The sequence below is a fragment of the Vagococcus fluvialis bH819 genome (assembly GCF_900163795.1).
GTDB lineage: Bacteria > Bacillota > Bacilli > Lactobacillales > Vagococcaceae > Vagococcus > Vagococcus fluvialis_A.
The window spans coordinates 397,079-422,251 of record NZ_FWFD01000008.1; the positions used below are offsets into that span (position 1 = coordinate 397,079).

General features: G+C 34.8%; 25 protein-coding genes. 1 reads left to right on the forward strand and 24 read right to left on the reverse strand.

Annotated elements, in window-relative coordinates; all coding sequences use genetic code 11:
* Positions 1–6: 6 nt before the first annotated feature.
* The 9 genes from FM121_RS06000 to FM121_RS06040 all read right to left on the reverse strand — a co-directional run bounded on the left by FM121_RS06000 (position 7) and on the right by FM121_RS06040 (position 9,970).
* Complete coding sequence (locus FM121_RS06000) at positions 7–906, reverse strand: ABC transporter permease (protein ID WP_086951252.1); 900 nt, start codon at positions 904–906, stop codon at positions 7–9.
* A 24-nt stretch (positions 907–930) separates the two neighbouring features.
* Positions 931–1,893, reverse strand: a complete 963-nt coding sequence (gene opp4B / locus FM121_RS06005) for an oligopeptide ABC transporter permease (protein WP_086951253.1) — start codon at positions 1,891–1,893, stop codon at positions 931–933.
* 1 nt (position 1,894) lies between these two features.
* Positions 1,895–2,842: an ATP-binding cassette domain-containing protein gene (locus FM121_RS06010; protein ID WP_086951254.1), complete on the reverse strand. Its 948-nt coding sequence runs from the start codon at positions 2,840–2,842 to the stop codon at positions 1,895–1,897.
* Positions 2,842–3,792, reverse strand: coding sequence for an ABC transporter ATP-binding protein (locus tag FM121_RS06015; RefSeq protein ID WP_179203810.1), 951 nt, complete (start codon positions 3,790–3,792; stop codon positions 2,842–2,844). The genes FM121_RS06010 and FM121_RS06015 overlap by 1 nt, the downstream gene beginning before the upstream one ends.
* A gap of 564 nt (positions 3,793–4,356) precedes the next feature.
* On the reverse strand, positions 4,357–4,596 hold the full coding sequence (gene acpP, locus FM121_RS06020) for an acyl carrier protein (RefSeq protein ID WP_086951256.1): 240 nt from the start codon (positions 4,594–4,596) through the stop codon (positions 4,357–4,359).
* 105 nt (positions 4,597–4,701) lie between these two features.
* The gene (gene plsX, locus FM121_RS06025) at positions 4,702–5,706 is read right to left on the reverse strand and encodes a phosphate acyltransferase PlsX (protein ID WP_086951257.1); all 1,005 of its coding nucleotides are present in this window, start codon (positions 5,704–5,706) and stop codon (positions 4,702–4,704) included.
* Positions 5,707–5,757: 51 nt separating this feature from the next.
* Positions 5,758–7,797 (reverse strand): ATP-dependent DNA helicase RecG, encoded by a 2,040-nt coding sequence (gene recG / locus FM121_RS06030; RefSeq protein ID WP_086951258.1) that lies wholly within the window; start codon positions 7,795–7,797, stop codon positions 5,758–5,760.
* Positions 7,798–7,874: 77 nt separating this feature from the next.
* Complete coding sequence (locus FM121_RS06035) at positions 7,875–9,512, reverse strand: DAK2 domain-containing protein (protein WP_256958419.1); 1,638 nt, start codon at positions 9,510–9,512, stop codon at positions 7,875–7,877.
* Between the two features lie 95 nt (positions 9,513–9,607).
* Entirely contained in the window at positions 9,608–9,970 is a 363-nt protein-coding gene (locus FM121_RS06040; protein ID WP_086951259.1) for an Asp23/Gls24 family envelope stress response protein, read from the reverse strand.
* Between the two features lie 213 nt (positions 9,971–10,183).
* Here FM121_RS06040 and rpmB point away from each other — a divergent pair, with 213 nt between their 5' ends.
* Positions 10,184–10,372, forward strand: coding sequence for a 50S ribosomal protein L28 (gene rpmB / locus FM121_RS06045; RefSeq protein WP_086951260.1), 189 nt, complete (start codon positions 10,184–10,186; stop codon positions 10,370–10,372).
* A 118-nt stretch (positions 10,373–10,490) separates the two neighbouring features.
* Here the strand turns inward: rpmB and FM121_RS06050 are convergent, their stop codons facing one another.
* The 15 genes from FM121_RS06050 to FM121_RS06120 form a co-directional block, all read right to left on the reverse strand.
* Complete coding sequence (locus tag FM121_RS06050) at positions 10,491–11,144, reverse strand: thiamine diphosphokinase (protein WP_086951261.1); 654 nt, start codon at positions 11,142–11,144, stop codon at positions 10,491–10,493.
* The gene (gene rpe, locus FM121_RS06055) at positions 11,144–11,797 is read right to left on the reverse strand and encodes a ribulose-phosphate 3-epimerase (RefSeq protein ID WP_179203801.1); all 654 of its coding nucleotides are present in this window, start codon (positions 11,795–11,797) and stop codon (positions 11,144–11,146) included. Before rpe ends, FM121_RS06050 begins: the two co-directional genes overlap by 1 nt.
* Positions 11,798–11,807: 10 nt before the next feature.
* Entirely contained in the window at positions 11,808–12,695 is an 888-nt protein-coding gene (rsgA, locus tag FM121_RS06060; protein ID WP_086951263.1) for a ribosome small subunit-dependent GTPase A, read from the reverse strand.
* Positions 12,696–12,794: 99 nt separating this feature from the next.
* On the reverse strand, positions 12,795–14,666 hold the full coding sequence (pknB, locus tag FM121_RS06065; protein ID WP_086951264.1) for a Stk1 family PASTA domain-containing Ser/Thr kinase: 1,872 nt from the start codon (positions 14,664–14,666) through the stop codon (positions 12,795–12,797).
* A complete protein-coding gene (locus FM121_RS06070) occupies positions 14,663–15,418 on the reverse strand; it encodes a Stp1/IreP family PP2C-type Ser/Thr phosphatase (RefSeq protein ID WP_086951265.1) in 756 nt (251 codons plus the stop codon). The genes pknB and FM121_RS06070 overlap by 4 nt, the downstream gene beginning before the upstream one ends.
* A 24-nt stretch (positions 15,419–15,442) precedes the next feature.
* Positions 15,443–16,813, reverse strand: a complete 1,371-nt coding sequence (rsmB, locus tag FM121_RS06075; RefSeq protein WP_086951266.1) for a 16S rRNA (cytosine(967)-C(5))-methyltransferase RsmB — start codon at positions 16,811–16,813, stop codon at positions 15,443–15,445.
* Positions 16,806–17,747, reverse strand: coding sequence for a methionyl-tRNA formyltransferase (gene fmt, locus FM121_RS06080; protein ID WP_086951267.1), 942 nt, complete (start codon positions 17,745–17,747; stop codon positions 16,806–16,808). The genes rsmB and fmt overlap by 8 nt, the downstream gene beginning before the upstream one ends.
* Positions 17,740–18,231 (reverse strand): peptide deformylase, encoded by a 492-nt coding sequence (gene def, locus FM121_RS06085; RefSeq protein WP_086951268.1) that lies wholly within the window; start codon positions 18,229–18,231, stop codon positions 17,740–17,742. Before def ends, fmt begins: the two co-directional genes overlap by 8 nt.
* A gap of 15 nt (positions 18,232–18,246) precedes the next feature.
* Positions 18,247–20,664, reverse strand: coding sequence for a primosomal protein N' (priA, locus tag FM121_RS06090; RefSeq protein WP_086951269.1), 2,418 nt, complete (start codon positions 20,662–20,664; stop codon positions 18,247–18,249).
* A gap of 144 nt (positions 20,665–20,808) precedes the next feature.
* Positions 20,809–21,186 (reverse strand): cytidine deaminase family protein, encoded by a 378-nt coding sequence (locus FM121_RS06095; protein ID WP_086951270.1) that lies wholly within the window; start codon positions 21,184–21,186, stop codon positions 20,809–20,811.
* Between the two features lie 134 nt (positions 21,187–21,320).
* Complete coding sequence (rpoZ, locus tag FM121_RS06100; protein WP_086951271.1) at positions 21,321–21,632, reverse strand: DNA-directed RNA polymerase subunit omega; 312 nt, start codon at positions 21,630–21,632, stop codon at positions 21,321–21,323.
* On the reverse strand, positions 21,633–22,247 hold the full coding sequence (gmk, locus tag FM121_RS06105; protein ID WP_086951272.1) for a guanylate kinase: 615 nt from the start codon (positions 22,245–22,247) through the stop codon (positions 21,633–21,635). It abuts the gene before it with no gap.
* 101 nt (positions 22,248–22,348) lie between these two features.
* Complete coding sequence (locus FM121_RS06110; protein ID WP_086951273.1) at positions 22,349–23,233, reverse strand: YicC/YloC family endoribonuclease; 885 nt, start codon at positions 23,231–23,233, stop codon at positions 22,349–22,351.
* Positions 23,234–23,241: 8 nt separating this feature from the next.
* The gene (locus FM121_RS06115; RefSeq protein WP_086951274.1) at positions 23,242–23,460 is read right to left on the reverse strand and encodes a YdbC family protein; all 219 of its coding nucleotides are present in this window, start codon (positions 23,458–23,460) and stop codon (positions 23,242–23,244) included.
* On the reverse strand, positions 23,461–25,170 hold the full coding sequence (locus FM121_RS06120) for a patatin-like phospholipase family protein (RefSeq protein WP_179203802.1): 1,710 nt from the start codon (positions 25,168–25,170) through the stop codon (positions 23,461–23,463). It lies immediately after the preceding gene.
* Positions 25,171–25,173: the final 3 nt, after the last annotated feature.

Below are 25,173 nucleotides of genomic sequence, written 5' to 3' on the forward strand. Positions count from 1 at the left end.
GTTTTTTTATCCTAGACGTTGACGTGCATCAGCTGAACGCTTAAATGCTTGACCAACGTAGTTTATACTTAACATCAGAACTAGGATTAGAACTGACGCTGGAACCCAAACCCATGTTTTTTCGGATAAAACATCGCCATTAGCAGCGTATCCAATTAACGTTCCTAAACTTGGTGTTGATTGAGGCAACCCAAATCCAAGATAAGATAATGTTGTTTCAATACCGATATTTGCGGCAAAATTGATTGTTAAGTTGGTAATAATCAGTGAACTTAAGTTTGGCATTAATTCACCAAACATAATTTTGAAATCACTCGTTCCTAATGTTTTAGAAGCACTAATATAGTCACGTCTGACTTCTGACAAAGCTTTCCCTCTAAAAAGTCTTGCTTTTGCTACCCAATAGAACAAACTCATAATCATAATAAAATTATACACCGTATAATTTGGTACAATCGTTACAAAAACGATAATAACCATAGTAACTGGTAGAATCATAACAAAATCAACAATACGCATAATTACAGTGTCAATAACGCCACCATAATAACCTGCCATAATTCCTAATCCTACCCCAACAATTGAAGTAATAATTGTGATTGAAAATCCAATAACAATTGAATTTCTAGCACCAATAATCAATTGCCCTAAAACATCACGACCACCCTCATCGGCACCTAAAATATAACCATCACCAGGTGGTGTGTATTTGTTTAAAATATCAACTTTCATAACCGCATCTTTATCAACCACTATAGCACCAATGAAAATGGCTACTAACAGAATCACTAATAAGCTTAGTGAAAATAGAGCTAATTTATCTTTTCTAAATTCTCTTGCAATCATTTTAATACCTGTAGGAGGTACACTAATTACTTCTTGTTTTTTTTCTTTACTCACAATCATTCTCCTTTCTTTATCCTTGTATGATTATTGAATACGAATTCGAGGATCTACAATACTCATAACAATATCAGAAATTAAATTTCCAATAATAGTTACAATCCCTAAAATTAACACTAGAGATGTTATAACAGTATAATCTAGACCTTTAATTGCATCAATAAATAATTTACCAATACCAGGATAAGCAAAGGTTTGCTCAATAACAACAGAACCACTAATTAAAGCTGCAATCTCATAACTTAATTGGGCTGCAATTGGTAAAGAAGCATTTCTAAAAATGTGTCTTGTAAAGACTTTGTTTGTTGGCACTCCTTTAGCACGTGCTGTCCGAACAAAATCCATTTGTTTGGCATCAATTACCTCGTTACGTAAATATTGAATCGTAACGGCTGTTGTTAATAATGCCTGAGAAATTGCTGGTAATAACATATGATAAAAACGACTCCACTGATATGCCATTGTTCCTTCTGTAATCCCAGCCGAAACAGAGCCAGTTGTTGGGAACCATTCTAGACGATACCCAAACACAAATAACATGATTAATGCAAAAATGAAAATTGGTACCGCAAAACTAAAGAAGTTATAAACAACAACAGTTTTGTCTAAAATAGAATCTTGGTAGCGTCCTGATAATAAACCTAATGGCAATGCTATTAAGTAAGTTAAAATAACAGTTAATAGTGATAGCCATAAGGTATTGACAACGCGAGAACCAATAATTTCAGTAACTGGCAATTTATAAAGGAAACTTTGTCCAAAATCACCTTTTAAAGCATTAGATACCCAATTAAAATATTGCTCATACCAAGGATTATTCAACCCTGCTAATTCTTTCATTCTTTCAATCGTTGCTGGATCTGTATTCGGATTAACACGTCCCGTAAACGGATCACCAGGCATTGCTTTAGCTAAAATAAAAATGAATAAGCTCAAAATAATGATTTGAGGAATCATGGCTAAGACACGACGTAATATTGTTTTCCACATACTATTTTCCTCCTCCTTCGCTCAATTTAACGGCAGCACGATGAGTTGGGCTGATAGTTTGTAGGTCATACACGCGACCATTTTCATCATAGTAATGATTATAAAGTTCGTCGTACTCTCTTTCGACTTTACGACGATTTTCTTTATGTATTGCACGATTGTCCACATCAATTTTGGGAATCGCTGATAATAAGCGCTTCGTATAGATATGTTGTGGGTCATTATAGATATCTTCTCTTGAGCCGATTTCTACGAAACGACCTTTGTTCATGATGGCGATATTATCACACATGTGTTTAACAACTCCTAAATCATGAGAGATAAAAAGATAACTTAAATTGTATTCTTCTTGAATTCTCTTCATGAAGTTCAGCACTTGAGCTTGCACAGATAAATCTAGAGCTGAAACAGGCTCATCAGCGATAATCAATTTAGGATTGGTTGCTACGGCACGAGCGACACCTAAACGTTGTCTTTGTCCACCTGAAAACTCATGTGGGTATTTATAAAGAGCATCTGTCGGCATCCCAACGATATCTAATAAGCCTTGAACTTTTTTCTTTTCTTCTTGATCAGATAATTTTTCAAAGTTACGAATCGGTTCAGCAATGATATCAATCACGCGTTTTTTTGGATTTAAACTAGACATAGAATCTTGAAAAATCATTTGTACGTCTTTATTATAACCAATTTGTTTACGAACGCTACGTTTAGTTACATCATGATCTTCAAAGATAATCTCACCAGAAGTTGCTTTTTCAAGACCAACAATTGTTTTACCAATCGTTGATTTACCTGAACCAGATTCACCTACTAAACCATAAGTAGTTCCTGCTTCAATTTCAAAATTAACACCGTCAACTGCATAGACGTAATCGACAACTTTATTGAAGAAACCGCCACGAATAGGATAGTGTACTTTTAAATCTTTGATTTGAATTAATCCCACTACGCTTCACTCTCCTCTTTAAAATGAAAATGCTTATAACATGTACAACGAACGAAATGTCCTGGTTCAACTTCATGTAAGGTTGGCGATTTTTCATGTTCTTCTTCTTTAATCCATGGAATACGTTCAGCAAATCGACAGCCTTCACGTTCCATATTTTTAAGAGTTGGTACAACACCTTCGATCACATGAAGATCACTATCATGAGCATCTTCTTGTGGAATTGAGTTAAGTAATGATCTTGTATATGGATGCTGTGGGTTTTTAAATAATAAATCAACAGGTGCTTCTTCTACTATTTGTCCTCCGTACATAACAGCAACACGATCTGCTGTTTCTGCAACAACACCCAAATCATGGGTAATTAAAATAATCCCTGACTCTGTTTCTTTTTGCAGGTCATTTAATAAGTCTAAAATCTGAGCCTGAATCGTTACGTCTAACGCTGTTGTCGGCTCATCTGCGATAATGATTGGCGGTTTACACGCAATAGCAATCGCAATAATTACACGTTGTCTCATTCCTCCAGATAACTCATGAGGATATTGTTTCGCTACACGTTTAGGATTAACAATCCCTACTTGATCAAGCAAATCAACCGCACGTTCATTTCTTTGGTCTTCCGTTAATTCAGTATGATAAAATAGTGATTCAGCAATTTGATCACCGATTCTCATTAATGGATTTAGTGCTGATAAAGGATCTTGGAAAATCATTCCAATGTCATTTCCTCTTACTTTATTATATAGCGTTTCATTTAACCCAACGAGATTCAAATCATTATAGATGATATCTCCTGTAATTCTAGTTTTGTTCGGGTCTTGTAACCCCATAATCGTCATGGCTAAAGTACTTTTCCCACAACCTGACTCCCCAACAATCGCTAAAATTTCATTTTTGTCTAATGTGATAGACACATCATCCACTGCATCATAGTAATCATCTTTCATTCGAAAACCAGTGTGCAAATTTCTAACTTCTAATAACTTGTTGTCAACAAACAATAGAATTCTCCTTTCCGTTCTATTCCCGTACTGATTTCATTTCTTATTTAAATTTTAACACTTCATTTATTTTGTCCATAGATTTTTCATAAAAAAACCTTAAGATATCTTATAATTATATTAGAATATCACATATTAATCAATAGCTTGGAGCAGTTTAAAATGAGACTAAGATTAGAAAATATGGTGTTTACCCTCATAATACACTTTACCAAACTATTCATCTTTGATTTGTTTTTTTATTTTTTATAGATAAAAATACTGTTTATTATAAATTTAAGTCTACTTCAAGCTCTAAAAAGTTATGATTAGTTCTTTAAATAACTTTGAAATAATAACATGTTTTTCTTTTTAAAATGGCAACTAAGATGAGAATATTTTAATAAATTATACTTTAATATCTCATTTTATCTCCTTTTATTTTTTTTACTACCTTTAAAAAAACATATTTTCTACAAATATCAAAAAATTAAAAAAAAGTGACAGGTATATACACCTATCACTCATTTCCTATTGCTTACTCATAATATAATCTACTGCTGCACCAATCGTTTCGATTTTTTCTGCATCTTCATCTGATATTTCAGCTTCAAAGACATCTTCAAGTTCTAAAACAAATTCCATAATACTAATTGAATCAGCTTCTAAATCATCTTTAATACTAATCGCTTCAGTTACTTTATCTTCATCGATTTCAAAATGCTCTATCACGATTTCTTTTATTTTTACAAAGACTTCTTGACGTTCCAATTGATCAACACCCCCGTTCGCTCTTTCTTGCGTTCACTATGATCTTAAACCTAATTTTACTTGTAAAGAATAGGTTTGTCTATATCTTTGGTAATAAACACTCGTTTATGCCTCTTTATTATTAAAGAATTCTTGTAATTCTTCTACTAAATTAGTTTCAAGCATTGTTTTTATCTGTCCCATAGTATTTCTAACTGCCTCTGGACCTGTTGAACCATGTGTTTTAACGACGGGCGCCTTCACACCAAATAGCACTGCTCCACCATGACTAGAGTAATCTAAAGTGCTTTTCATTCCTTTTAGACTATCTTTTAACATTAGAGCACCCATTTTCCCTTTGAGTCCACTATCCATTATTGATGATTTTAAAATAGTCATTAAGGATAGTGCTGTTCCTTCAACAGATTTCAAAACAGCATTTCCAGTAAATCCATCTGTAACAACAACATCGGCTACTCCACTAAATAAATCACGCGCTTCAACATTGCCAATAAAATCGATACTTTCTTCTTTTTCTAGTAGCTCGTAAGCCGCTTTTGTTAATTCGCTACCTTTTGTAGCCTCTGTTCCATTATTTAATAAGCCAACTTTTGGTTTGTTAATATTACGAACTTTTTTAGCATAAAAAGAACCTAAAATACCATATGTTAAAAGATGCTCTGGTTTATTATCCGCATTAGCTCCCATATCGATAAAGTCAAAACCCGCACCCGTCTCACCAGTAAAGACTGGCATCGTTGTCATTAAACCTGGACGGTCAACATTTTTTATCCGACCAACAATCAAAAGTCCTGACGCAAGAAGCGCGCCTGTGTTCCCTGCTGAAAATAACGCATCTGCTTCCTTATTTTTTACTGCTTGTGCCGCTAAAACCATTGATGCCTGTTTCTTTTTACGAATTGATTTAACTGGTTCGTCATCACTATTTATTTTTTCATCTGTATGGATAATTGTGACATTTTTTTCATCAGATAAATATTTTTTTATTTCCGCTTCTTTTCCATATAATAAAAATTCAAGTTCTGGAAAATCCTTTTTAGCTAGATTAATCCCTTCTACTATTGCCTGTGGGGCATTGTCACCACCCATAGCATCAACTGCTATTCTCACATGATTCCCTCTTTTCTCTTACTTTATCTTTTATATTTTACCATAATCTCACTAATCTAAGAACTCTGATTGTTCTTCTCGTTCTTTTAGGCTATTGATTAACATGTGATTTTCTGTCCGCTTCATCCAACTTGAATCGGATAAAAGTTCTGTTGCTTCAACTCTAGCCGTTTCTAAAATCATCACATCCGCCACAATATCTCCAACTTTAAATTCAGGTAATCCAGATTGTTTAGCTCCGAAAAAATCCCCAGGCCCACGCATTTCTAAATCTTTTTCACTTAAAACAAATCCATCTGTCGTTTCGGTCATTATTTTCATCCGCTCTTTCCCTTGATCACTCTTAGGATTAGCCACTAAAATACAATACGATGCAATGCTTCCACGTCCAACACGACCTCTTAACTGATGAAGTTGAGCCAAACCAAAGCGATCCGCATCCATGATCATCATCATTGTAGAATTTGGAACGTTCACCCCTACTTCAATAACAGTCGTAGAAACTAATACTTGAAGTTGATTTTCTTTAAAATCTTCCATAATAGCTTCTTTGTCTTTAGACTTCATTTTTCCATGGAGTAAGCCAACTTTGTACGTTGGACTAAAGAATTCACTCAGGTGTTCATAAATTTCCGTTGCATTTTTTACATCTAACATTTCTGATTCTTCTATTAAAGGACAGATAACATAAGCTTGCTGTCCTGCTTTAAGTTGTTTTGTCATCCAACTTAACACAGAATCAATCTGCTTAGGCAAAATCCACCTTGTTTCAATCGGGATTCTCCCTGCCGGCAGCTCGTCAATCACCGAAACATCCATTTCTCCATAAGCAGTAATCGCTAACGTTCTTGGAATCGGAGTTGCTGTCATAAACAAGACATCTGGGCGATCCCCTTTTTCTCGAAGTTGCTTTCTTTGATTCACACCAAAGCGATGCTGCTCATCTGTAATAACCAATCCCAGTCGACTGAATTTCACTTCTTCTTGAATCAAGGAGTGCGTACCCACTATAATATTAATTTCACCCGTAGCTAGTTCAGCTAAAATTCGACGTCTTTCTGCTATTTTAGTCGAACTTGTTAATAATGCGACTTTAACTTCTAGTGGCTCAAATAACCCAAGCAAACTCTCCATATGTTGCTCTGCTAAAATTTCAGTTGGTACCATTAGTGCTCCTTGATAACCTACACTTACTACCGCATACAAACAAATTGCCGCAACAATTGTTTTCCCACTACCAACATCTCCTTGAAGCAAACGGTGCATATGTTTTTCATTTCTTAAATCAGAACATATTTCATTGACTACTCTTTTTTGAGCTTTGGTTAATTCAAATGGTAATGTTTTGATAAATGCTTTTAACTTATCTACATCATATAAAATAGCGTTACCTTGCTCTTTGGACGTCTCTTGATTTTTAAGTTGAATCATTTGTAATTGAAATAAAAAAAACTCTTCAAAAGCTAATCGTCTTTTAGCTAAACGATTTTCTTCAATATTAGTCGGAAAATGCATCGCATAGGCTGCTTGTTTTTTAGGCATTAAACGATATTTTTCGAGTAACCATTGTGGTAGATTTTCAGCCATCTCATGACCATGCATCTCCCATGTACTTCTGATCAGATCAACCAAAGTCTTTTGTTTGATTTTTTTATTTACATGGTAAATAGGAGAAAAATCTTCTTCATCATCTTGTGTTGCTAAAATTTTCATACCTGATAAAGATTTTCTTTTACCATCCCATTTTCCGTATATGGCAATTTCTTCCGAAGCATTTATTTTTGACTTTAAGAAGGGTTGATTAAAAAAAGTAACCCCAATAACAGCTTGTTCATGCATCATTCTAAATACCAAACGACTTTTTTTGAAGCCAAAATAACTTACCACAGGATCAGCTAATACGGTTCCTTTAAGTACCACTTTCTCTTGATCTTGAATTTCATCTAACATTTTTTCTTGAATGTCATCATAGCGAAATGGATAATATGTTAGTAAATCGTAGATCGTTTGGATACCTAAACTCTGTAAAACTTCAGCCCGTTTGGGACCTACACCTTTCAGCGTCTCTATTGAATTTTTTAGATGACTCATAATCTTCCCTCCTTCATAATAAAAAAGAGGTGAGCTCAATTAAACTCAACCTCTTTTATTTTTTTGTCTTATTTATTTTACTCTGCAGCAAAAAGATAAGGATAGACTGGTTGATCTCCTTGATGAATTTCAACTTCTAAATCTTCATTCATTGAAATTAGTGTTGCTTCAATGCGCTCAGCTTCTGCCTTCACGCCATCTTCACCAATAATAATCGTTACTATTTCTGTATCTTCTTGAAGCATTCCTTTTAACGTTTCAATGGATGCATCTAAACGATCTGGATTAGAAACAACAATCTTACCTTCAATCATGCCAATATAATCATCTTTAGTAATTTCAACACCATCAATTGAAGTGTCTCTAACAGCTGTTGTCACTTGACCACTAATGACTTCTTCAAGCATATCTCTCATAGCAGATGTGTTATCTTCTAATGACATTTGCTCGTTGAAACCTAATAAAGCTGTCATCCCTTGAGAAACTGTTTTTGATGGAATCACAACTGCTGGAACTTCACTAACTTCAGCCGCTTGATCTGCTGCCATAAAGATATTTTTATTATTTGGTAAAATAATAACTTTATCCGCATGAACAGCCTCTATCGCTTTTAAGATATCTTCTGTACTCGGGTTCATTGTTTGCCCACCACTAATAATGTAGTTAGCCCCCATGCTCGTGAATAGCTCTTGAACACCTTTTCCAGCAGCAACAGAAATAATACCGTAAGGAACACGTTCTTTAGGTTTTTCAACTTTTGCAGTACTTTCAGTTTCTAAAATGGTTTCATGTTGAACACGCATATTATCTACTTTGATTTTAATCAATGAACCAAATTTTTGACCGTAGTTCATGACTTCACCTGGTTGTTCTGTATGAACATGAACTTTGATAATTTCATCATCAGCTACTACCAATAAACTATCACCTAGTTCATTTAAGTAGTTTCTAAATGTATCGTAATCAAATTCACTATCAACTGTTGGGCCTTCACCGATTCGCACCATAATTTCAGTACAATAACCAAATTTGATGTCTTCAGTTGCAACTGATCCAGAAACACTTCTGTGATGTTCAGCATTAACCATGGCATCCATTTGACCAGGTGTTGGTTGATGTAAGTCACTCTCAACAATCTTACCTGACAACGACTCTAAAAAGCCTTCGTAGACAAAAACAAGTCCCTGTCCACCGCTATCCACTACACCAACCTCTTTTAAAACAGGTAACATATCTGGTGTTTTAGCTAACATTTTTTTAGCACCTTTTAGTGCAGCTTCCATCACTTCGATACAATCATCAGAACTCTTTGCTTTTTTCTCAGCAGCAATTGCTGCCCCACGAGAAACTGTTAAAATCGTTCCCTCAACAGGTTTCATCACCGCTTTATAGGCAGTTTCAACCCCATTTTTTAATGCATCTGCTAAATTTTGAGCACTTAGCGTTTCTTCATCAATAATTTGTTTTGAAAACCCACGAAAAATTTGTGATAAAATAACCCCAGAATTCCCTCTAGCTCCCATTAATAAACCTTTTGATAAAATCGCTGCTAATTCGCCAACATGTTCACTTGTCGAATCTCTGACTGCTTTTGCGCCACTTGTCATCGATAAATCCATATTCGTTCCTGTATCACCATCTGGTACAGGGAAAACATTTAAAGAGTTTACAAACTCTGCGTTTTGATTCAAACGATTCGCACCTGCTTGAACCATTGCTTGAAATTGCCCTCCGTTGATTGCTTTCACTTCCACTAAAATGTTCCTCCTCATTTCATTCAAAAACATAATTCATCTATTGTGCGATTATTTTATTCAGGTTGCACTCTAACACCTTGGATAAAAATGTTCACAGAATTTGCGACAACACCTAGCATTGTTTCAAGGTTGTATTTCACACTTTCTTGCACATTACGACTTACTTCAGAAATTTTTGTACCATAGCTTACCATGATATAAACATCAACTGCAACGCCATTTTCTTCTTGACGAACAACCACGCCTCTTGAGTAATTTTCTTTACCTAAAATATCATTTAAATTATCTTTAATTTGATTTTTACTTGCCATGCCGATAATCCCATAGATATCTGTTGCAGCGCCGCCGACAACAGTAGCGATGACATCATTTGAGATTTCAATGGTTCCAGCCTGTGTTTTAATTTTTACAGCCATTTTGCTACCTCCCTATAGTCAGTATTTTCCCATTATCACCCCTTAGTTTATCACAATCTGCAATAATGTTAAAGAAAAAGTCACAGACTAGTGGATATAAAAAAAAGACACTAAATAAGGAAAAATTTATATTGCATAACTTTCAAATATATGATAAATTATTCTAGTGTGATTAATGTACAAATGATATATACAAAGCAAAGGAGGGATATCATGGCAAAAGAATGTTATATAACTGGGCGTAAAGCAAGATCAGGAAACAACCGCTCTCACGCAATGAACGCATCTAAACGTACTTGGGGTGCAAACTTACAAAAAGTTCGTATCTTAGTAGACGGTAAGCCAAAGAAAGTTTGGGTTTCTGCTCGTGCTTTGAAATCTGGTAAAGTTGAACGCGTTTAATAAAAAAATTATTTAAAGACACTTATATCATTTAGATGATTGGGCGTCTTTTTGTTTGTTTACAGATAAAAATGAGTTTAAGATGAATCCTTTAGAAGGAGCATCTTAAACTCATTTTTTATTTATCCTTTGATTGAATCACACACATTAGACCACTCTCAAAAGAGAAATGACTCGTTTCTCCTACAAATTCATTACTAGATAAAGAGACAGGGTAATCAAAATCAACTTGCTCTAATGTATATTTTGCATCATATAATGATAATTTTGTCACAGGTACTAGGCATACATACGCCAAATATTTCTTATCGGCTTCTTTTATAATTTCATGTGAACCCGCTTTAAAATAGGTTACTTGATTTTGATTATCTAAAATTTGAATCCGCTCAAAATATGGCATAAACCGTTCTTGTAGAGGGAGCCAGAGATTAGATAGATAATGATCCAATCTCCCACCTGTTGCACCTATTAACGTATAACTAGCCTCTGGGTAACTTTCTATAGCCTTAAGTACGCCTAACTGCATATCGGTATCATCTTTTTCAGCAGGACATCTCTCAATATCTGATAACTGATTATTCAACCATAACCACTCATCTTCTGACAAAGAATCAAAATCACCCACAGCAGCTTCAATTGCGAATCCCACTTCCAGACCATATAACGTCCCTCTATCCACGCCAATCCACTTTGTCGTATCCTTATGATAGAAACTCAAATCAGGCCAACTACTAGGATCTCCACCGCCAATGATCACAACATCTTTAATCATTACTTCGTTACTTCTCGTAACTTAGCAATTCTTTCACCTACATCAGGAGAATTATAGACGTAAGATCCAGCCACTAATACATCAGCACCTGCATCTACACATGATTTAGCCGTTTTATCATCTACGCCACCATCAATTTCAATTTCAAATGCATAGTCTTTTTCTTTTCTAATTACATCTAATTGTTTCACTTTTTCTAAACATTCTGGAATAAATGCTTGCCCACCAAAACCAGGATTAACAGTCATAATTAAAACTAAATCCGCTAAAGCTAAAACAGGCTCAATCACTGAGACTGGCGTTCCTGGATTAATCACAACACCTGCTTTTTTCCCTGTTGCTTTAATCATCTGCATCGCACGATGAATATGAACAGTGCTTTCAGCATGAACCGTAATAATATCTGCTCCTGCATTAGCAAAGTCTTCGATAAAACGTTCAGGTTCTACTACCATTAAATGTACATCTAATGGTAACTTAGTAACAGGCCGAATCGCAGAAACAATATTCGCTCCTAAAGTTATATTAGGTACAAATTGACCATCCATCACATCTACGTGAATATAATCTACGCCCTTTTCATCCACTAAACGAATATCTCTTTCTAAATTTGCAAAATCTGCGCTTAAAATTGAAGGTGCTATTTTAACCATTATTATTGCCTCACTTTTCTTTTTTATTATATTTTGGTTTTCTAGTTTTAATTTCCTCATAAAACTGTAGATAATTATCGTATCTTGATTGTAAAATGACACCCTCTTCCAAGCGATGCTTCACTTCACATTTCGGTTCTTTATGATGCATGCATTCTCTAAACTTACAAAATTCAGAAGCCTCTAAAAATTCAGGGAAATATTTAGGTAAATCTTCTAATTCCATTTCTAAAAATTCAATCGAACTAAACCCAGGTGTATCTGCCACCAAACCACCATTAAGTTCAATCAACTCAACATGTCTAGTTGTATGACGACCACGTCCCAAAGCTTCTGATATGTCACCAACTTCTAAATCAAGACTTGGGGCTATCTTATTTAACAACGTTGACTTTCCAGCTCCTGATTGACCCATAAAAACGGTTAACTTATCTTTGAAAAAAGTGGTTAAATTATCCATATTTCCTGACTCTGAATAAAGAACAGGATAACCTACTGATTCATAGTATTTTTTCACGTTAGCCATTTCCGCTTTAATTTCTTCCGTTGCTAAATCTAACTTAGTAATATAAATAATGGGTTGAATATTTTTAGATTCTAAGGTCACTAAAAATCGATCTAATAAATTAAAAGAAAAATTAGGTTTGACACAACTTGTGACAACTACCCCTAGATCCACATTAGCAACTGCCGGTCTAACCAATTCATTTTCACGTTCAAAAACATCTAAAACATAGCCATCTGTTAAATTGCTACTTTCAAACTCCACCCAATCGCCTACTAAAGGCGTGATATTTCGATTACGAAAATTCCCACGGCCTCGTGTTTGATACGTTTTTCCTTCATGAAATATATAATAAAACCCACTTAACGCTTTTCTTATTTGTCCTTTCGGCATACTTTCCTCCTTGTCAAAATAACGGTTTATTTCTATAAATCATTGTAACATAAATAACTGCAAAAAAAGAGGCTGACTCAAAATGTCAACCTCCTTACTTTATTTCTCTTTTTGTTCGTTATCAGGACTATCATTCTTATCTGGAGAGTCTTCACTCACATCTGTTGTTTCTGTTGTTGGTTCTTCTTTTGAACTTGAATGAGAGGAAGAAGAACTAGAAGAAGTCGTAGATGGTTGCGTTGTTGACGGCTGCGTCGGCTCTTTACCTGCGGAGAAAACAACAACGATTTCATCACCTTTTTTCACTTGACTACGATCACCAACTCTTGGATACGCATAAATGACATTCCCTTGCGGAACATTGTCATCGTATTGAGATCCACCGTCAGAATAAACTAAACCTGAACTCTCTAAATAACTCAAAGCACGACTTTTACTATAGTTATACATTTCTTCTAAGGCAAATGTCTCGGCACCTTCACTAACGATCAACGTTACTTTTGTTTCTTCTGGATCTACTTTACGCCCTGATTTAGGCGTTTGTTTAATCACTGCATCCGTCTTAACCGAGGCAGATTTTTCTTTCTTAACTGTGATATTCTCTTCTTTGAATCCTTTGCTTAAAAGATCATCTTTCGCATCTGTTACATCCTCATGGGTATAATCTTTCATAGAAATATCTGATTGACCAGAGCTAACATACAAGGTAATGGAGCCTGATTTCTTCTTAACAGAGGTTCCAATCGGTGGGTCTGTTTTCACAATATATCCTTTTTCAATTTTATCATCATTAATTTTTTCAGTTTTTTTAATGGCTATTTGTTCTTTTTCAAGTATCGCTATAGCTTCTGCTTCTGTCTTACCGGTAACATCTGGAACAGTCACATCTCCACCTTTACGACCTAAAACAAATAGTCCACCGCCTAATAAAATAGCTACTGCTAAAATGGCTAAAAAGATTTTCAAACCACGTTTAGATTTTTTCTTAACTTCATCTAATTCATCGTCATCATCGTCATCTAAATTAGGATTTAATTTAGGCATTGGTTTAGCTGCAGCACTTGGTACATAACTATCGTCTATAGGCTCTAGCATAATAGTTTCGTCCGTCATAGCAGAAGGTTCAAAAACTGATTCCCCTGCTCTATCAGGACTTAAGGATGTTCTAATATCTGCATACATCTCATCTACCGTTTTATAACGATCAGTCATCTCTTTAGCAGTTGCTTTAAGAACCACATTCTCTAACGGTTGTGGAATACTAAGATTACTTTCTCTGACTGAAGGCATCTCTTTTTGGAAATGCTTCAAAGCAATCGATACGGCAGACTCGCCTTCAAAAGGCACACCACCGGTTAGTAACTCATACAAGATTATTCCTAAAGCATAGATATCTGATTGTCGCGTCGCCATTCCACCACGTGCTTGCTCAGGTGATAAATAATGCACTGAACCAAGTAATGTGTTAGTCTGCGTGATTGATGTTTCAGATAAAGCAATCGCAATTCCGAAATCGGTAATTTTTACTGTACCGTCTTCATCCACTAAAATATTTTGTGGTTTTAAATCTCGGTGAATAATTCGATGCTGGTGCGCTAAAGAAATAGCCGATAGCACTTGCCCCATAATATCCACGACTGTCTCTAATGGTATATTCGGATGATTTTTTATATATTGCTTTAAATCAGTTCCCTTAACATATTCCATAACAATATACTGCATACCACTTTCTTCACCAACATCATAAACACTTACAATGTTTGGATGAACCATCTCAGTTGCAGCAAGTGCCTCTCTTTGAAACCTTCTCAGAGAATCTTGATCATTTTGGAAATCAAAACGCAATACTTTAACCGCTACTTCACGATTCAAAATCAAATCTTTTGCTAAATAAACATTTGCCATTCCTCCGCTACCAATATTGCTAACAGTCTCATAGCGTTCCCCTATCTTCGTACCCATTGCTATCATTTATCGTGGACCTCCTTACTTGGAGTTTTGAAATCAATTAATAGTGCTGTAATATTATCTGTACCGCCAGCCTCATTTGCTTCGTTGATTAATTGCTCTACACGATTTTTTAAAGAGTTAGGCTGCGAGACAATATTTTTAATATACGTATCAGATAACATATTACTCAAACCATCTGAACATAGCAAAATATGATCATCTTCAGAAATAGCGACTACTGATAAATCTACTTCCACATCTCCTGGAACTCCCACAGATCTTACTAAAACATTCTTTTTAGGATGTTTGGCAGCCATATCTGGTGTGATTTCTCCCGTTTTAACAAGTTCATTCACTAATGAGTGATCATCTGTTAGCTGCTTAATCCCATTATTTCTAACAATATACGCACGGCTATCACCAACATGACCTAATAAGATATTCTCACCTAATACAGCGACAACCACAACAGTAGTCCCCATACCGTATTTGTCTGGGTTATTATTTCCTTCTGCATAAATAATTTCATTTTCTTTTTGAATCGCTGAAACAATCCATCTAGCCACGTCATTTTGTTTGTACAAATTAGTTTCTTGCCATAACTCACCAATACCTGTTACCGCTAAATAACTTGCCGTGTCTCCTGCTTGATGTCCGCCCATACCATCTGCCACTATACCTAAAACAATCCCTGATTTATTTTCATAAACTCCCACTGTATCCTGATTACTTTTTCTTTTGCGTCCTACATTCGTCTGGAATTCAATATGCATGATTTCACTCCTTCAATCGGTCAACTATTGCTTTCTTTTTAAGCAACAAATAAAAAATCCATCAGTTTGATAATGGTGAGGGTAAACTTGTACCATTTGATCATGATAACTCATCGGTATATTTTCCGCACCCTCAATATCAATTTTTTCAAAATTAGGATGATTTGCTAAAAACTTGTTAATTACCTCTTGATTTTCTTCTGGGGCAATTGTACAAGTACTATAAGTTATTATACCGTATTGTGCCACCTTTGTGACAACACTTTCTAAAATAGCTAATTGAACCTCTTGTAATTCAAGAATATCTTCTATTTTTTTACTGTATTTAATGTCTGGTTTTCGACGTAATAAACCTAGACCTGAACAGGGAGCATCAATTAGAATCCGGTCAAAACTGTTATCTGGAAATACCGACGCTACTTCTCTAGCATCCAAAACCTTCGTTTCAATTACTTCTGAAACACCTAGACGCTCTGCATTTTCTTCGATTAATTTAATTTTATGCTCATAGATATCTAAAGCCGTAATTTTGCCACCCTTAGCTTCATCTAAATACGTTGCCATGTGGACTGTTTTACCACCAGGAGCTGCGCAAGCGTCTAATATTTTTGAGTCTTCTTGAATTTTCATGCTCGGAGCTACTAACATCGAACTTTCATCTTGGACAGTGATTAAGCCTTCTTTAAATAAAGAGCTTCCCGCCAAGAAACCTTTTTTAGCAATGATCCCAACAGGAGAAACCATACTTTCCTCTGCGTTAATCCCTTCCTCTTCTAGACGAGCAATCGCTTCTTCACGGCTAATTAAATGTGTAGCCACTCTAGCACTCGCTTTACTTGGGTTTAAGAGTGAATGACCTAATTTTTCTGTCTCTTCAAAACCAATCGTATCAACTAAACGTTTGGTTAACCACTTAGGAATGCTAATTTCTGTTGATAGACGTTTAACTTTATTTTTTATTTCTTCAGTCGGTCTTAACCCTTCACGCTGCGCACTTCTTAAAACGCCATTAACGTAACGTCCAATACCGGGGTTGCTTTTAGCTTTAGCAATTTCTACCGCTTCACTAATCACACTATATTCTGGTACTTTATCTAAATATTCCATTTGATATAAAGACATTAATAAAAGTTGTTTAACCCAATTATCTATTTTAGACGTATCTTCCACAAAATTAGTTAAACCATACTCTAAAGTTAATTTTCGACTAATTGTTCCGTAAACAATCTCTGTCATCAAGCGACCATCTTTTTCAGATAAACGGTGTTTTGTTATGTATTCTTTTACTAAAAGATTTGAATACGCATCTTCTTCTGATACTTGAACAAGCAACTCAAGGGCTGCTAGTCTTGGTGATTCATACACTTTTCTTGGTAATTTTCTATTTTTATTCAAATTTCATTCCTACTTCCATTGATCTTCCTACACCATTTAAATATTCCACGGCTTTTAGTTTACCTTTACCAGCTGGCTGTAATTCATTAACTTGTAATACTGTATTCCCACCACAAGCCACCCAAAAGTTCTTTTTGTTTAATTGAATGATTGTCCCTGGCTTTTCATCTGTCACTTCTTCAAGTGGTGTCACATCCCATAATTTCATACGTGAGCCTTCATACATACCGTAAGCCACTGGCCATGGACGCATCCCTCGAACTTGGCAATCAATCAATTGACTCGTCTTATTCCAATCAATTTGTTCTTCTTCACGCGTAATGTTAGGTGAATAAGTCACTTGTGACTCATCTTGAGGTGTCGCTTCGATATTCCCAGTTAAAAATTCTGGCAACATTTCTAGTAACATCTCTTTTCCTAATAAACTTAATTTATCAAACATACTGCCCACATCATCGGTTCTTTCAATGGGAATCGCTTTTTGGAATAGTTTGTCACCGGCATCCATTTTTTTAACCATATTCATAATCGTCACACCTGTTTCAGAATCACCATTAATAATCGAATAGTGAACTGGCGCTCCCCCACGATATTTAGGTAAAAGAGAGGCATGTACATTAATCGCCCCATGTTTAGGTGCTTTTAATAATTTTTCTGGTAAAAATTGACCAAAAGCAGCTGTCACGATTAAATCAGGAGCCAAAGCAATAATTTCTGCCATTTCATCTGAGCCACTAATTTTTTCAGGTTGCAAAACAGGTATATTTAATTTAACTGCTGCTTCCTTTACTGGCGGTGGTGTTAATAACTTTTTTCGACCTACTGGACGATCTGGTTGTGTAACCACACGGATGACATCATAACCTTCTGCCACAAGACCTTCTAAAATTGGCACTGAAAAACCTGGTGTTCCCATAAATATTATTTTAGTCATAGCCATGCTCCTCCATATATTTATCTAAATTCTCTGGTTTGATGAAGTCAATGATGTTATCCGTAAATAACTCTCCTCTTAAATGCTCCATCTCATGTTGGAAAGCACGTGCCAAATAACCTGTCGCGTCCACTTCCATCTCATAACCCTCACGATCTACATAACGCATCGTCACTTCTTCAGATCTCTCCACCGTTCCGTAGATATCTGGAAAACTTAAGCAACCTTCCACATCAATTGAAGTTCCTTTTTTAGCTACAATTTCTGGATTAATCATTTCAAACAAACCTGATTCTTCATCTAATTCAATCACAATCACACTTTTTGAAACACCAATTTGATTAGCAGCTAATCCGATAGCATCTTTGGCTTTAATGACTTGGTACATATCATCTAGAAGTTCTATCACCTCATCATCAATATAAGGTACTTTTTTAGTTGGTGTTGTTAATATCTTATTCGGATGTAGTACTATTTTTCGCATATTTTAAATCCTCTCTTAAATAAAATGTTGTGGTTCCATATCAATTGTTATTCGCAAGCCATTTCTCATTTCTTTTTGAGATTCCTCTAAAATAACTTTTAAGCCTTTGGATAATTCTGGCTCATCTTTATATTTAATTACTGTTTGATAGTAATAACGTTTATTCATTCTAGCAACTGATTTAGGCGTTGGACCTAAAAGAATCGCGTTAGGTGATAAAAAATTCTTTAGAAAATTAACCACTTCATACATTTTTTTGGCTGCTAAATGTTCTTCCTCATGACTAACAACTAATTGTGTCGTAAAGTAAAAAGGAGGATAATTACCACGATGACGTAATTTTAACTCGTGTTGATAGAAAGGTTCATAGTGTTGATTTTTAGCTAATTGGATTGCATAATGATCCGGATTAAAGGTTTGAATAATAACTTCGCCAGATTTATCCCCACGACCAGCACGACCACTAACTTGTGTTAATAACTGGAAAGTTTTTTCACTGGCTCTAAAATCTGGTAAATTAAGGGCTGTGTCTGCATTTAGAACACCCACTAAAGTAACGTTAGGGAAATCTAACCCTTTAGCTATCATTTGAGTCCCAAGCAAAATATCTGCTTCTCCAGCTCCAAATTGCTTTAATAGTTTTTCGTGAGACCCTTTTTTCCGAGTAGTATCCACATCCATACGAATCACTCGAGATTCCGGTAACAATTCTTTTAATTCTTCTTCTATTTTTTGGGTCCCCGTCCCGTAATACCTTATTTTATCCCCATCACAAATTGGACAACGATAGGGAATCCGCTCTTCATGCCCACAATAATGACATTTCATTTGTTTGGTATCCATATGTAGCGTTAAAGAAATATCACAGTTTGGACAAGGTAATACATAACCACAATCTCGGCACATCACAAATGATGAGTAACCACGCCTATTTAACATTAAAACTGATTGCTCTTTTCGTTCCAAACGCTCTTTTAATTTTTCTAGCAGCGAACCAGAAAAACTTGTGGATAATGCATTTTTCATTTCTAACTTCATATCCACAATGTTAATAACTGGTAATGTGGCTTTAGAAACGGCTCGCTCTTTTAAAATTAATAACTTATACACTGATTTCTGAGCGCGTGCTCTGGCTTCTAAAGAAGGGGTAGCGCTACCCAACAACACTGGACAACTATGGTACTTACCACGCCAGATTGCTAGGTCTTTTGCGTGATATCTTGGTGTTTCATCTTGTTTATAGCTTCCCTCATGCTCTTCATCAATAACAATTAAACCTATATTTTCTAAAGGAGCAAAAATAGCAGAGCGAGCACCTACTACAACACTCGCTTCTCCTCGTTCAATTTTACGCCATTCATCGTATTTTTCACCTTGAGATAATCCGCTATGAAGAACCGCCACATCATCGCCAAAACGTTGTTTAAATCTAGTGACCGTTTGTGGTGTTAAAGAAATTTCTGGTACTAACATAATTGCTGTTTGTCCTTTATCCAAACATAAAGCAATCGCTTGTAAATAAACTTCTGTCTTCCCACTACCTGTGACACCTTCTAATAAAAAGACATCTGGTTTCGAAGCATCCATCGATTCTTTCATTGTATCTAATGCCACTTGTTGTTCATCATTTAGTATTAAAGGTGTATCTTTTTTAAATTGGTGTAAGGCATAAGGATCACGGTAAACTTCTCGTTCCTCTATTGTTAACCATCCTAGATTCTTCCCATCGTTAATCGCACTGTTAGAAATATCATGAACTTCCATGACTTCTTTAATTCCATGCTCTTCTTCATCTATTTCAAGTAAGAAAGTCAATAGGCGCCATTTTTGGATAGCATTTTTCCTTAAATTTTCCCGCTCTTTTTCTAATAATTCATTCGTTAGCGCTTTTTTAAGAACACGTTTTGTTTTAACTTTATTTTTAGTTGTCACTTCATAACGAATATCAACGTGACCCATTTTTTTAAGTCGAAGTAAATCAGAAAAATGAGGTGAGTCTTTAGCAACTTCCCATTCAACTTCACCTAAACCTAAAAAAAGTTCTTCCTCTATTGCTTTAGGTAAAACATGACCTGTTTGGGTAACATATTTTGTATAAGAAGACTTCATCACACTTGGTAGCATCGTTTGAAGACAGGTTATTTTAAACGAATACGTTGTTTCCTTCATTTCATCTGCTAAAGCGAGTAGTTCATGAGTAAGAACTGGATGTAAATCTAGAACACTAAGAATTGGCTTTAACTCTGTTATTTCATCACTCTCTCTTAGAGAAACAATAAACCCTTGAATATGTCTGTTACCATTACCAAAAGGTACTTCAACACGCATCCCTATCTCTACAACTTCTATTAAATGAGTTGGAATTTCATAACTGAAAGGTTGATCTGTCTGCATAGCGGGGACATCTACAATAATATCTGCTATCCATTTCATTTTTCTCTCACCCTTTCCTATCTGCTTTATTGTACTAAAAATCCAAGCTTTTGTCTGTTTCTATTCTATAAAGAAATAATCTCATATTTTTACCCTAAACCAATAAAAGAAATACATTTTTTAAACCTTTGTAACATTATTTCATTAGTTTTTCCAATCAAAAGGCAGTAATTCTTTCAAGGTATAAACTTCACCGTCAGCTAATAAAATTTCCATATCAGTATTTTTATCATCTAACTGAGATAAAAACTCTCGACAACGGCCACAAGGGGACAAGTACTTTCCTTCCCTATCTATAGCTACCATCCTGACAACTTGTGTTTCTCCATGTTTTAACATATCTGCAGCCGCAGCGTGTTCAGCACAAAATCCCATAGAACAAGCCGTATCGATACAAATACCTGTATAAATATTCCCAGAAATAGTTTCCAAAGCAGCAGCAACTTGACCACCTTCAGCAAATTTAGAATATTCTCTAGGATTTATAACTTTTGAAGCTTCTATTTTTAATTTTTCAAACATCTCAAGACCTCCTAATATTTTCGAAACTAAGCTCATTCAAACATTACTTTATTACAAACGACTGAATATCTGAGCCTAAATAATAGCCAGTAAAAACAAAAAAGATTGACCCTAAAGTCAACCTCTTTTGATTTCTACATCTTACGATCCATTTGAACACGCGCTTCTAATTCTTGATGTTCACGACGTTTCATCGCTTTTTTTTCTTCTTCTTGACGCTTAATTAATTCTCTTTTTAACTCTGGATTAGGATCAATGACAACATCTCCGCTAGCAATTTCTTCTAGACCACGACCTACATTTTTGTAAGAAACAAATTTGCTTTCTTCGATCATTGGTTGTGCGCCTTCATCAAGCTCATGAGCACGTTTACTCGAAAGGATAACTAATGAATATTTTGAATCTACTTGTTCTAATAATTTATCAATTGATGGATTTAACATAATTTAAAACTCCCTTAACATTTTTTCATAGCGTCCAATTACATGTTCAACACGAAAATGTTCGCTTTCGATTATTTTTTTTATCCGATCAACAGCCATGTCTACTTTATCATTGACTACTGCATAATCGTAATGACGCATCATTTCAACTTCTGCGCGAGCTACTTTCATTCTTTCATCAATCACAGCCATATCATCTGTTCCACGATTAACGATTCTTGATTTTAATTCATCAAAATCAGGTGGTGTTAAAAAGATAAAGACACCATCCGGTACTTGTTCTTTCACTTTCATGGCACCTTGAACTTCAATTTCTAAAAAGACATCTTTACCTTCATCTAATGTTTGGTTCACGTAATCGAGCGGTGTACCGTAATAATTCCCTACGTACTCTGCGTACTCTAACATTTTACCAGTTTTAATCAATTTTTCAAATTCTTCTCTCGATCTAAAGAAGTAATCTAGGCCTTCTTTTTCTCCAGTTCTCATTTGACGTGTCGTCATTGAGATAGAGTATTCAAATTCATTGCCTTCACTGTCAAATATCGCTTTTCTTACTGTGCCTTTACCTACACCGGATGGACCAGATAATACTATTAATAATCCTCGTTCTGACATGATGTCTTCCTTTCACATACTTTTTAGTTTTATTTACTATAATGCACTCTGAAAAGAAAATTTGCAAGTTTGATTTAATTAAAAATAAGATAAATATGAATTTATTCGATATTTTGAACTTGTTCTCTCACTTTTTCAATCACAGTCTTCAAGAAAACAACATGCTCTTTAATTGTAACTGTTGTTGATTTAGAACCGATTGTATTGACTTCACGATTCATTTCTTGGATTAGAAAATCCATTTCTTTACCTATCTCACTTTCTTGTTCTAACAATTTAGCTAACTTGCTCACGTGAACTGCTAAACGATCTAATTCTTCATTAATATCACCACGCTCAATTAACAACGCAACCTCAGTTAAAATTCTAGTTTCATCAACTGATTCACCAATTAACTCTTTCAATTTCTTCGTTAATTTTTCTTGATGTTCTTTTTCAATCAACTCTGATTGCTCTTTGATTTTATCAATAGTCTTCGTAATATCTTTTTGATACGTTTCAAAGTAAGTCTGAATCCCTGAACCTTCTTCTGTTCTGCTAATATTTAATTTCTTAACTGCTTCTTCAAAAGTCGCTAGTACATCAGCTTCTAACGCTTCATCACTTTCTTCTTTATCTACAACTTCAAACAACGCAGGATGCATAATAGCACCCGTCATGATTTTAGTTGTCGAAAATTTCTGATCTTTATAACGCTCTTTTTTAGCTTCATTTAAATCATTCATCACTTGATCTAACAAGCCCCATTTAATCGCCATTGTTTGGTAAGCATCTGCTTCTTTTTTAACTGTTACAAAGCAATCAACTCGCCCTCTTACTAAATGTTCTTTAACAATTTTTTTCATTTTCATTTCTAAAGAGTTAAATTCTCTTGGCATTCTAATTTGGGTATCTAAATAACGATGGTTCACTGACTTTATTTCGATTACTATCTGATAATTTTCTTTTGTACAATTACTTTTACCAAATCCAGTCATACTTTTCATTACTTCACCTACATCTCTTTCAATTTTTTTCTTAACAGTTCAAATTCCTCATTAGATAAAGTTACTCCTTTACCCATTTTTTCATGATCTGGTGCCCAGTCTCTTAAATCAAACTTAGGAGGACGCCCGTTCCAACTCACTAAATTTAGTTCTTTACGCCACCCCTTAGGATTTTCCGATAAAACGATAATTTCTTCAACAATATCATATGAAAATTCTTGTGCCATTTACGCCAACTCACTTTCTAAAAATATTAAAAATAATCCTTCTAAACCACTCATCCAAGAAACATCCATTAATAAATAATATGCCTCTCGATCTTTCTTTACGTTGTTATTTTTGAAAAAGTTATAATAATAATAAACTCTTTGAACATCTGATACGGGGGAATTTTGCTTAACCAGCTTACTCAACCATTCTCTTACTGAATACATCATCTCATCATTATTGTCCCTATTATATCCTTTTTCTCGCTTATTCAAATTCTTTAGTATTAAATAAGACAGCTCTTCTAAACTATACAGCTTAGCAGGATCTATTTCTAGTTTTTTTGCCAAGGATTCCATTAAAGTTATACTTAAAAATTCTGGTTGTATTTTATTATTTTGAAGCCATTCCCATTCACGGATTTTTGTTTTTTTGTGAAACCATAGTTCAAAAAATTCACTTTCTCTTAAAAAAATAAGAAATTTCCGACTCATTTTTAAACTCTTTTTCTTAAAATCATCCTTGATATAAGTATACTCAATCCCTTGATATTTACCTAAAGTTTTCATGGCTTCCAAGTAACCTAGACGCATATTCCAAGATGAGCGATTACCATCAAACAGCAAAACATTACCTAATCCCCATTGACTTGAAATCTCTACCTCTACGATCTCACTAGGAACCTTCGTGGCTTTAGTTATTCCTGGACCTTTTACATCAACTACAATCAATTCTGTTGCCCCTTGATTGATCAAGACATCCTTAGGCACATTATTTCTATAACCACCATCTACATAATAAACATCGTCTATTAAACAAGCTGCCATTGCTGGAAAAAAAGAAGAAGAAGCCAGTAACCATCTAGAAAAAGTTTTCTCTGTCATCTCTTTTAAAGAAACAATTTTTTCTTCCATATTAGGCGTAGAAGTTGTCACAATAAAAAAATCTTTTTCACTATTAAAAATATCTTGTGGTGACATTAAATCCTGAATCAATTGATTTAAAGGTTCTGTACTGACACCTTTTGCTTGAATAGCTGTTTTAGTTAATTTTTGAAAATTGACTATTAATTGATTGATTGAATAGCTCATTTGCCTACTATTCTCTTCTTCTGGCACTAATAATATTTGTTGTGTTGTAATTCCTTGCCACATTTTTTCAGCTAGTTCTAAATTATCTTGTAAAATCAGACCACCATTCAACGCACCAACAGATGTTCCACTAATCAATTCAAATTGAATATCGCATGCTTTAAGTGCATTCCAGACACCTATTTGATATGAGCCTTTAGCTCCGCCACCACCTAAAACTAGCCCCGTTCGATAAGACAGATAGCAAACATAGCCCACTCCTGATTCATAAACAAAATTTTTTGATTGTAATTTTAAATCCAAACTTTCATGTTGTTGAGGAAGTTTAAATATAATCTTTTTGACAAATTTTCTTTTGGCAATTGTCAGGATTCCTAATTCATAGTCAGTGACACTTCCATCTTCAGACATCATAATTATGTTATCTACAAGCATACTATCATCTAAAAAGTGAGTTGAGATTATAAAAAGAAGCTTATTTTTCTTATACCAACCATAAAAATTGTCATTTTCATCTAATTTCACAATTTTTTCACTCATATTAAGAACAGCTTGCTTATTTGATTCATAAAAAGGTAACCATTCTTTACATTTTTCAAAATCTAATAATTTAAAATCCGTAGGGTATAGCTCTTTCATTAT

What these genes read in the sequence shown, in the direction of transcription:
- FM121_RS06000 (WP_086951252.1), bottom strand. Translation starts at nt 906, where the DNA reads ATGATTGTGAGTAAAGAAAAAAAACAAGAAGTAATTAGTGTACCTCCT.
- opp4B (WP_086951253.1), bottom strand. Translation starts at nt 1,893, where the DNA reads ATGTGGAAAACAATATTACGTCGTGTCTTAGCCATGATTCCTCAAATC.
- FM121_RS06015 (WP_179203810.1), bottom strand. Translation starts at nt 3,792, where the DNA reads ATGAAAGATGATTACTATGATGCAGTGGATGATGTGTCTATCACATTA.
- recG (WP_086951258.1), bottom strand. Translation starts at nt 7,797, where the DNA reads ATGAGTCATCTAAAAAATTCAATAGAGACGCTGAAAGGTGTAGGTCCC.
- FM121_RS06035 (WP_256958419.1), bottom strand. Translation starts at nt 9,512, where the DNA reads ATGGTTCAAGCAGGTGCGAATCGTTTGAATCAAAACGCAGAGTTTGTA.
- FM121_RS06040 (WP_086951259.1), bottom strand. Translation starts at nt 9,970, where the DNA reads ATGGCTGTAAAAATTAAAACACAGGCTGGAACCATTGAAATCTCAAAT.
- rpmB (WP_086951260.1), top strand. Translation starts at nt 10,184, where the DNA reads ATGGCAAAAGAATGTTATATAACTGGGCGTAAAGCAAGATCAGGAAAC.
- FM121_RS06050 (WP_086951261.1), bottom strand. Translation starts at nt 11,144, where the DNA reads ATGATTAAAGATGTTGTGATCATTGGCGGTGGAGATCCTAGTAGTTGG.
- rpe (WP_179203801.1), bottom strand. Translation starts at nt 11,797, where the DNA reads ATGGTTAAAATAGCACCTTCAATTTTAAGCGCAGATTTTGCAAATTTA.
- rsgA (WP_086951263.1), bottom strand. Translation starts at nt 12,695, where the DNA reads ATGCCGAAAGGACAAATAAGAAAAGCGTTAAGTGGGTTTTATTATATA.
- pknB (WP_086951264.1), bottom strand. Translation starts at nt 14,666, where the DNA reads ATGATAGCAATGGGTACGAAGATAGGGGAACGCTATGAGACTGTTAGC.
- FM121_RS06070 (WP_086951265.1), bottom strand. Translation starts at nt 15,418, where the DNA reads ATGCATATTGAATTCCAGACGAATGTAGGACGCAAAAGAAAAAGTAAT.
- fmt (WP_086951267.1), bottom strand. Translation starts at nt 17,747, where the DNA reads ATGACTAAAATAATATTTATGGGAACACCAGGTTTTTCAGTGCCAATT.
- def (WP_086951268.1), bottom strand. Translation starts at nt 18,231, where the DNA reads ATGCGAAAAATAGTACTACATCCGAATAAGATATTAACAACACCAACT.
- priA (WP_086951269.1), bottom strand. Translation starts at nt 20,664, where the DNA reads ATGAAATGGATAGCAGATATTATTGTAGATGTCCCCGCTATGCAGACA.
- FM121_RS06095 (WP_086951270.1), bottom strand. Translation starts at nt 21,186, where the DNA reads ATGTTTGAAAAATTAAAAATAGAAGCTTCAAAAGTTATAAATCCTAGA.
- gmk (WP_086951272.1), bottom strand. Translation starts at nt 22,247, where the DNA reads ATGTCAGAACGAGGATTATTAATAGTATTATCTGGTCCATCCGGTGTA.
- FM121_RS06110 (WP_086951273.1), bottom strand. Translation starts at nt 23,233, where the DNA reads ATGAAAAGTATGACTGGATTTGGTAAAAGTAATTGTACAAAAGAAAAT.
- FM121_RS06115 (WP_086951274.1), bottom strand. Translation starts at nt 23,460, where the DNA reads ATGGCACAAGAATTTTCATATGATATTGTTGAAGAAATTATCGTTTTA.
- FM121_RS06120 (WP_179203802.1), bottom strand. Translation starts at nt 25,170, where the DNA reads ATGAAAGAGCTATACCCTACGGATTTTAAATTATTAGATTTTGAAAAA.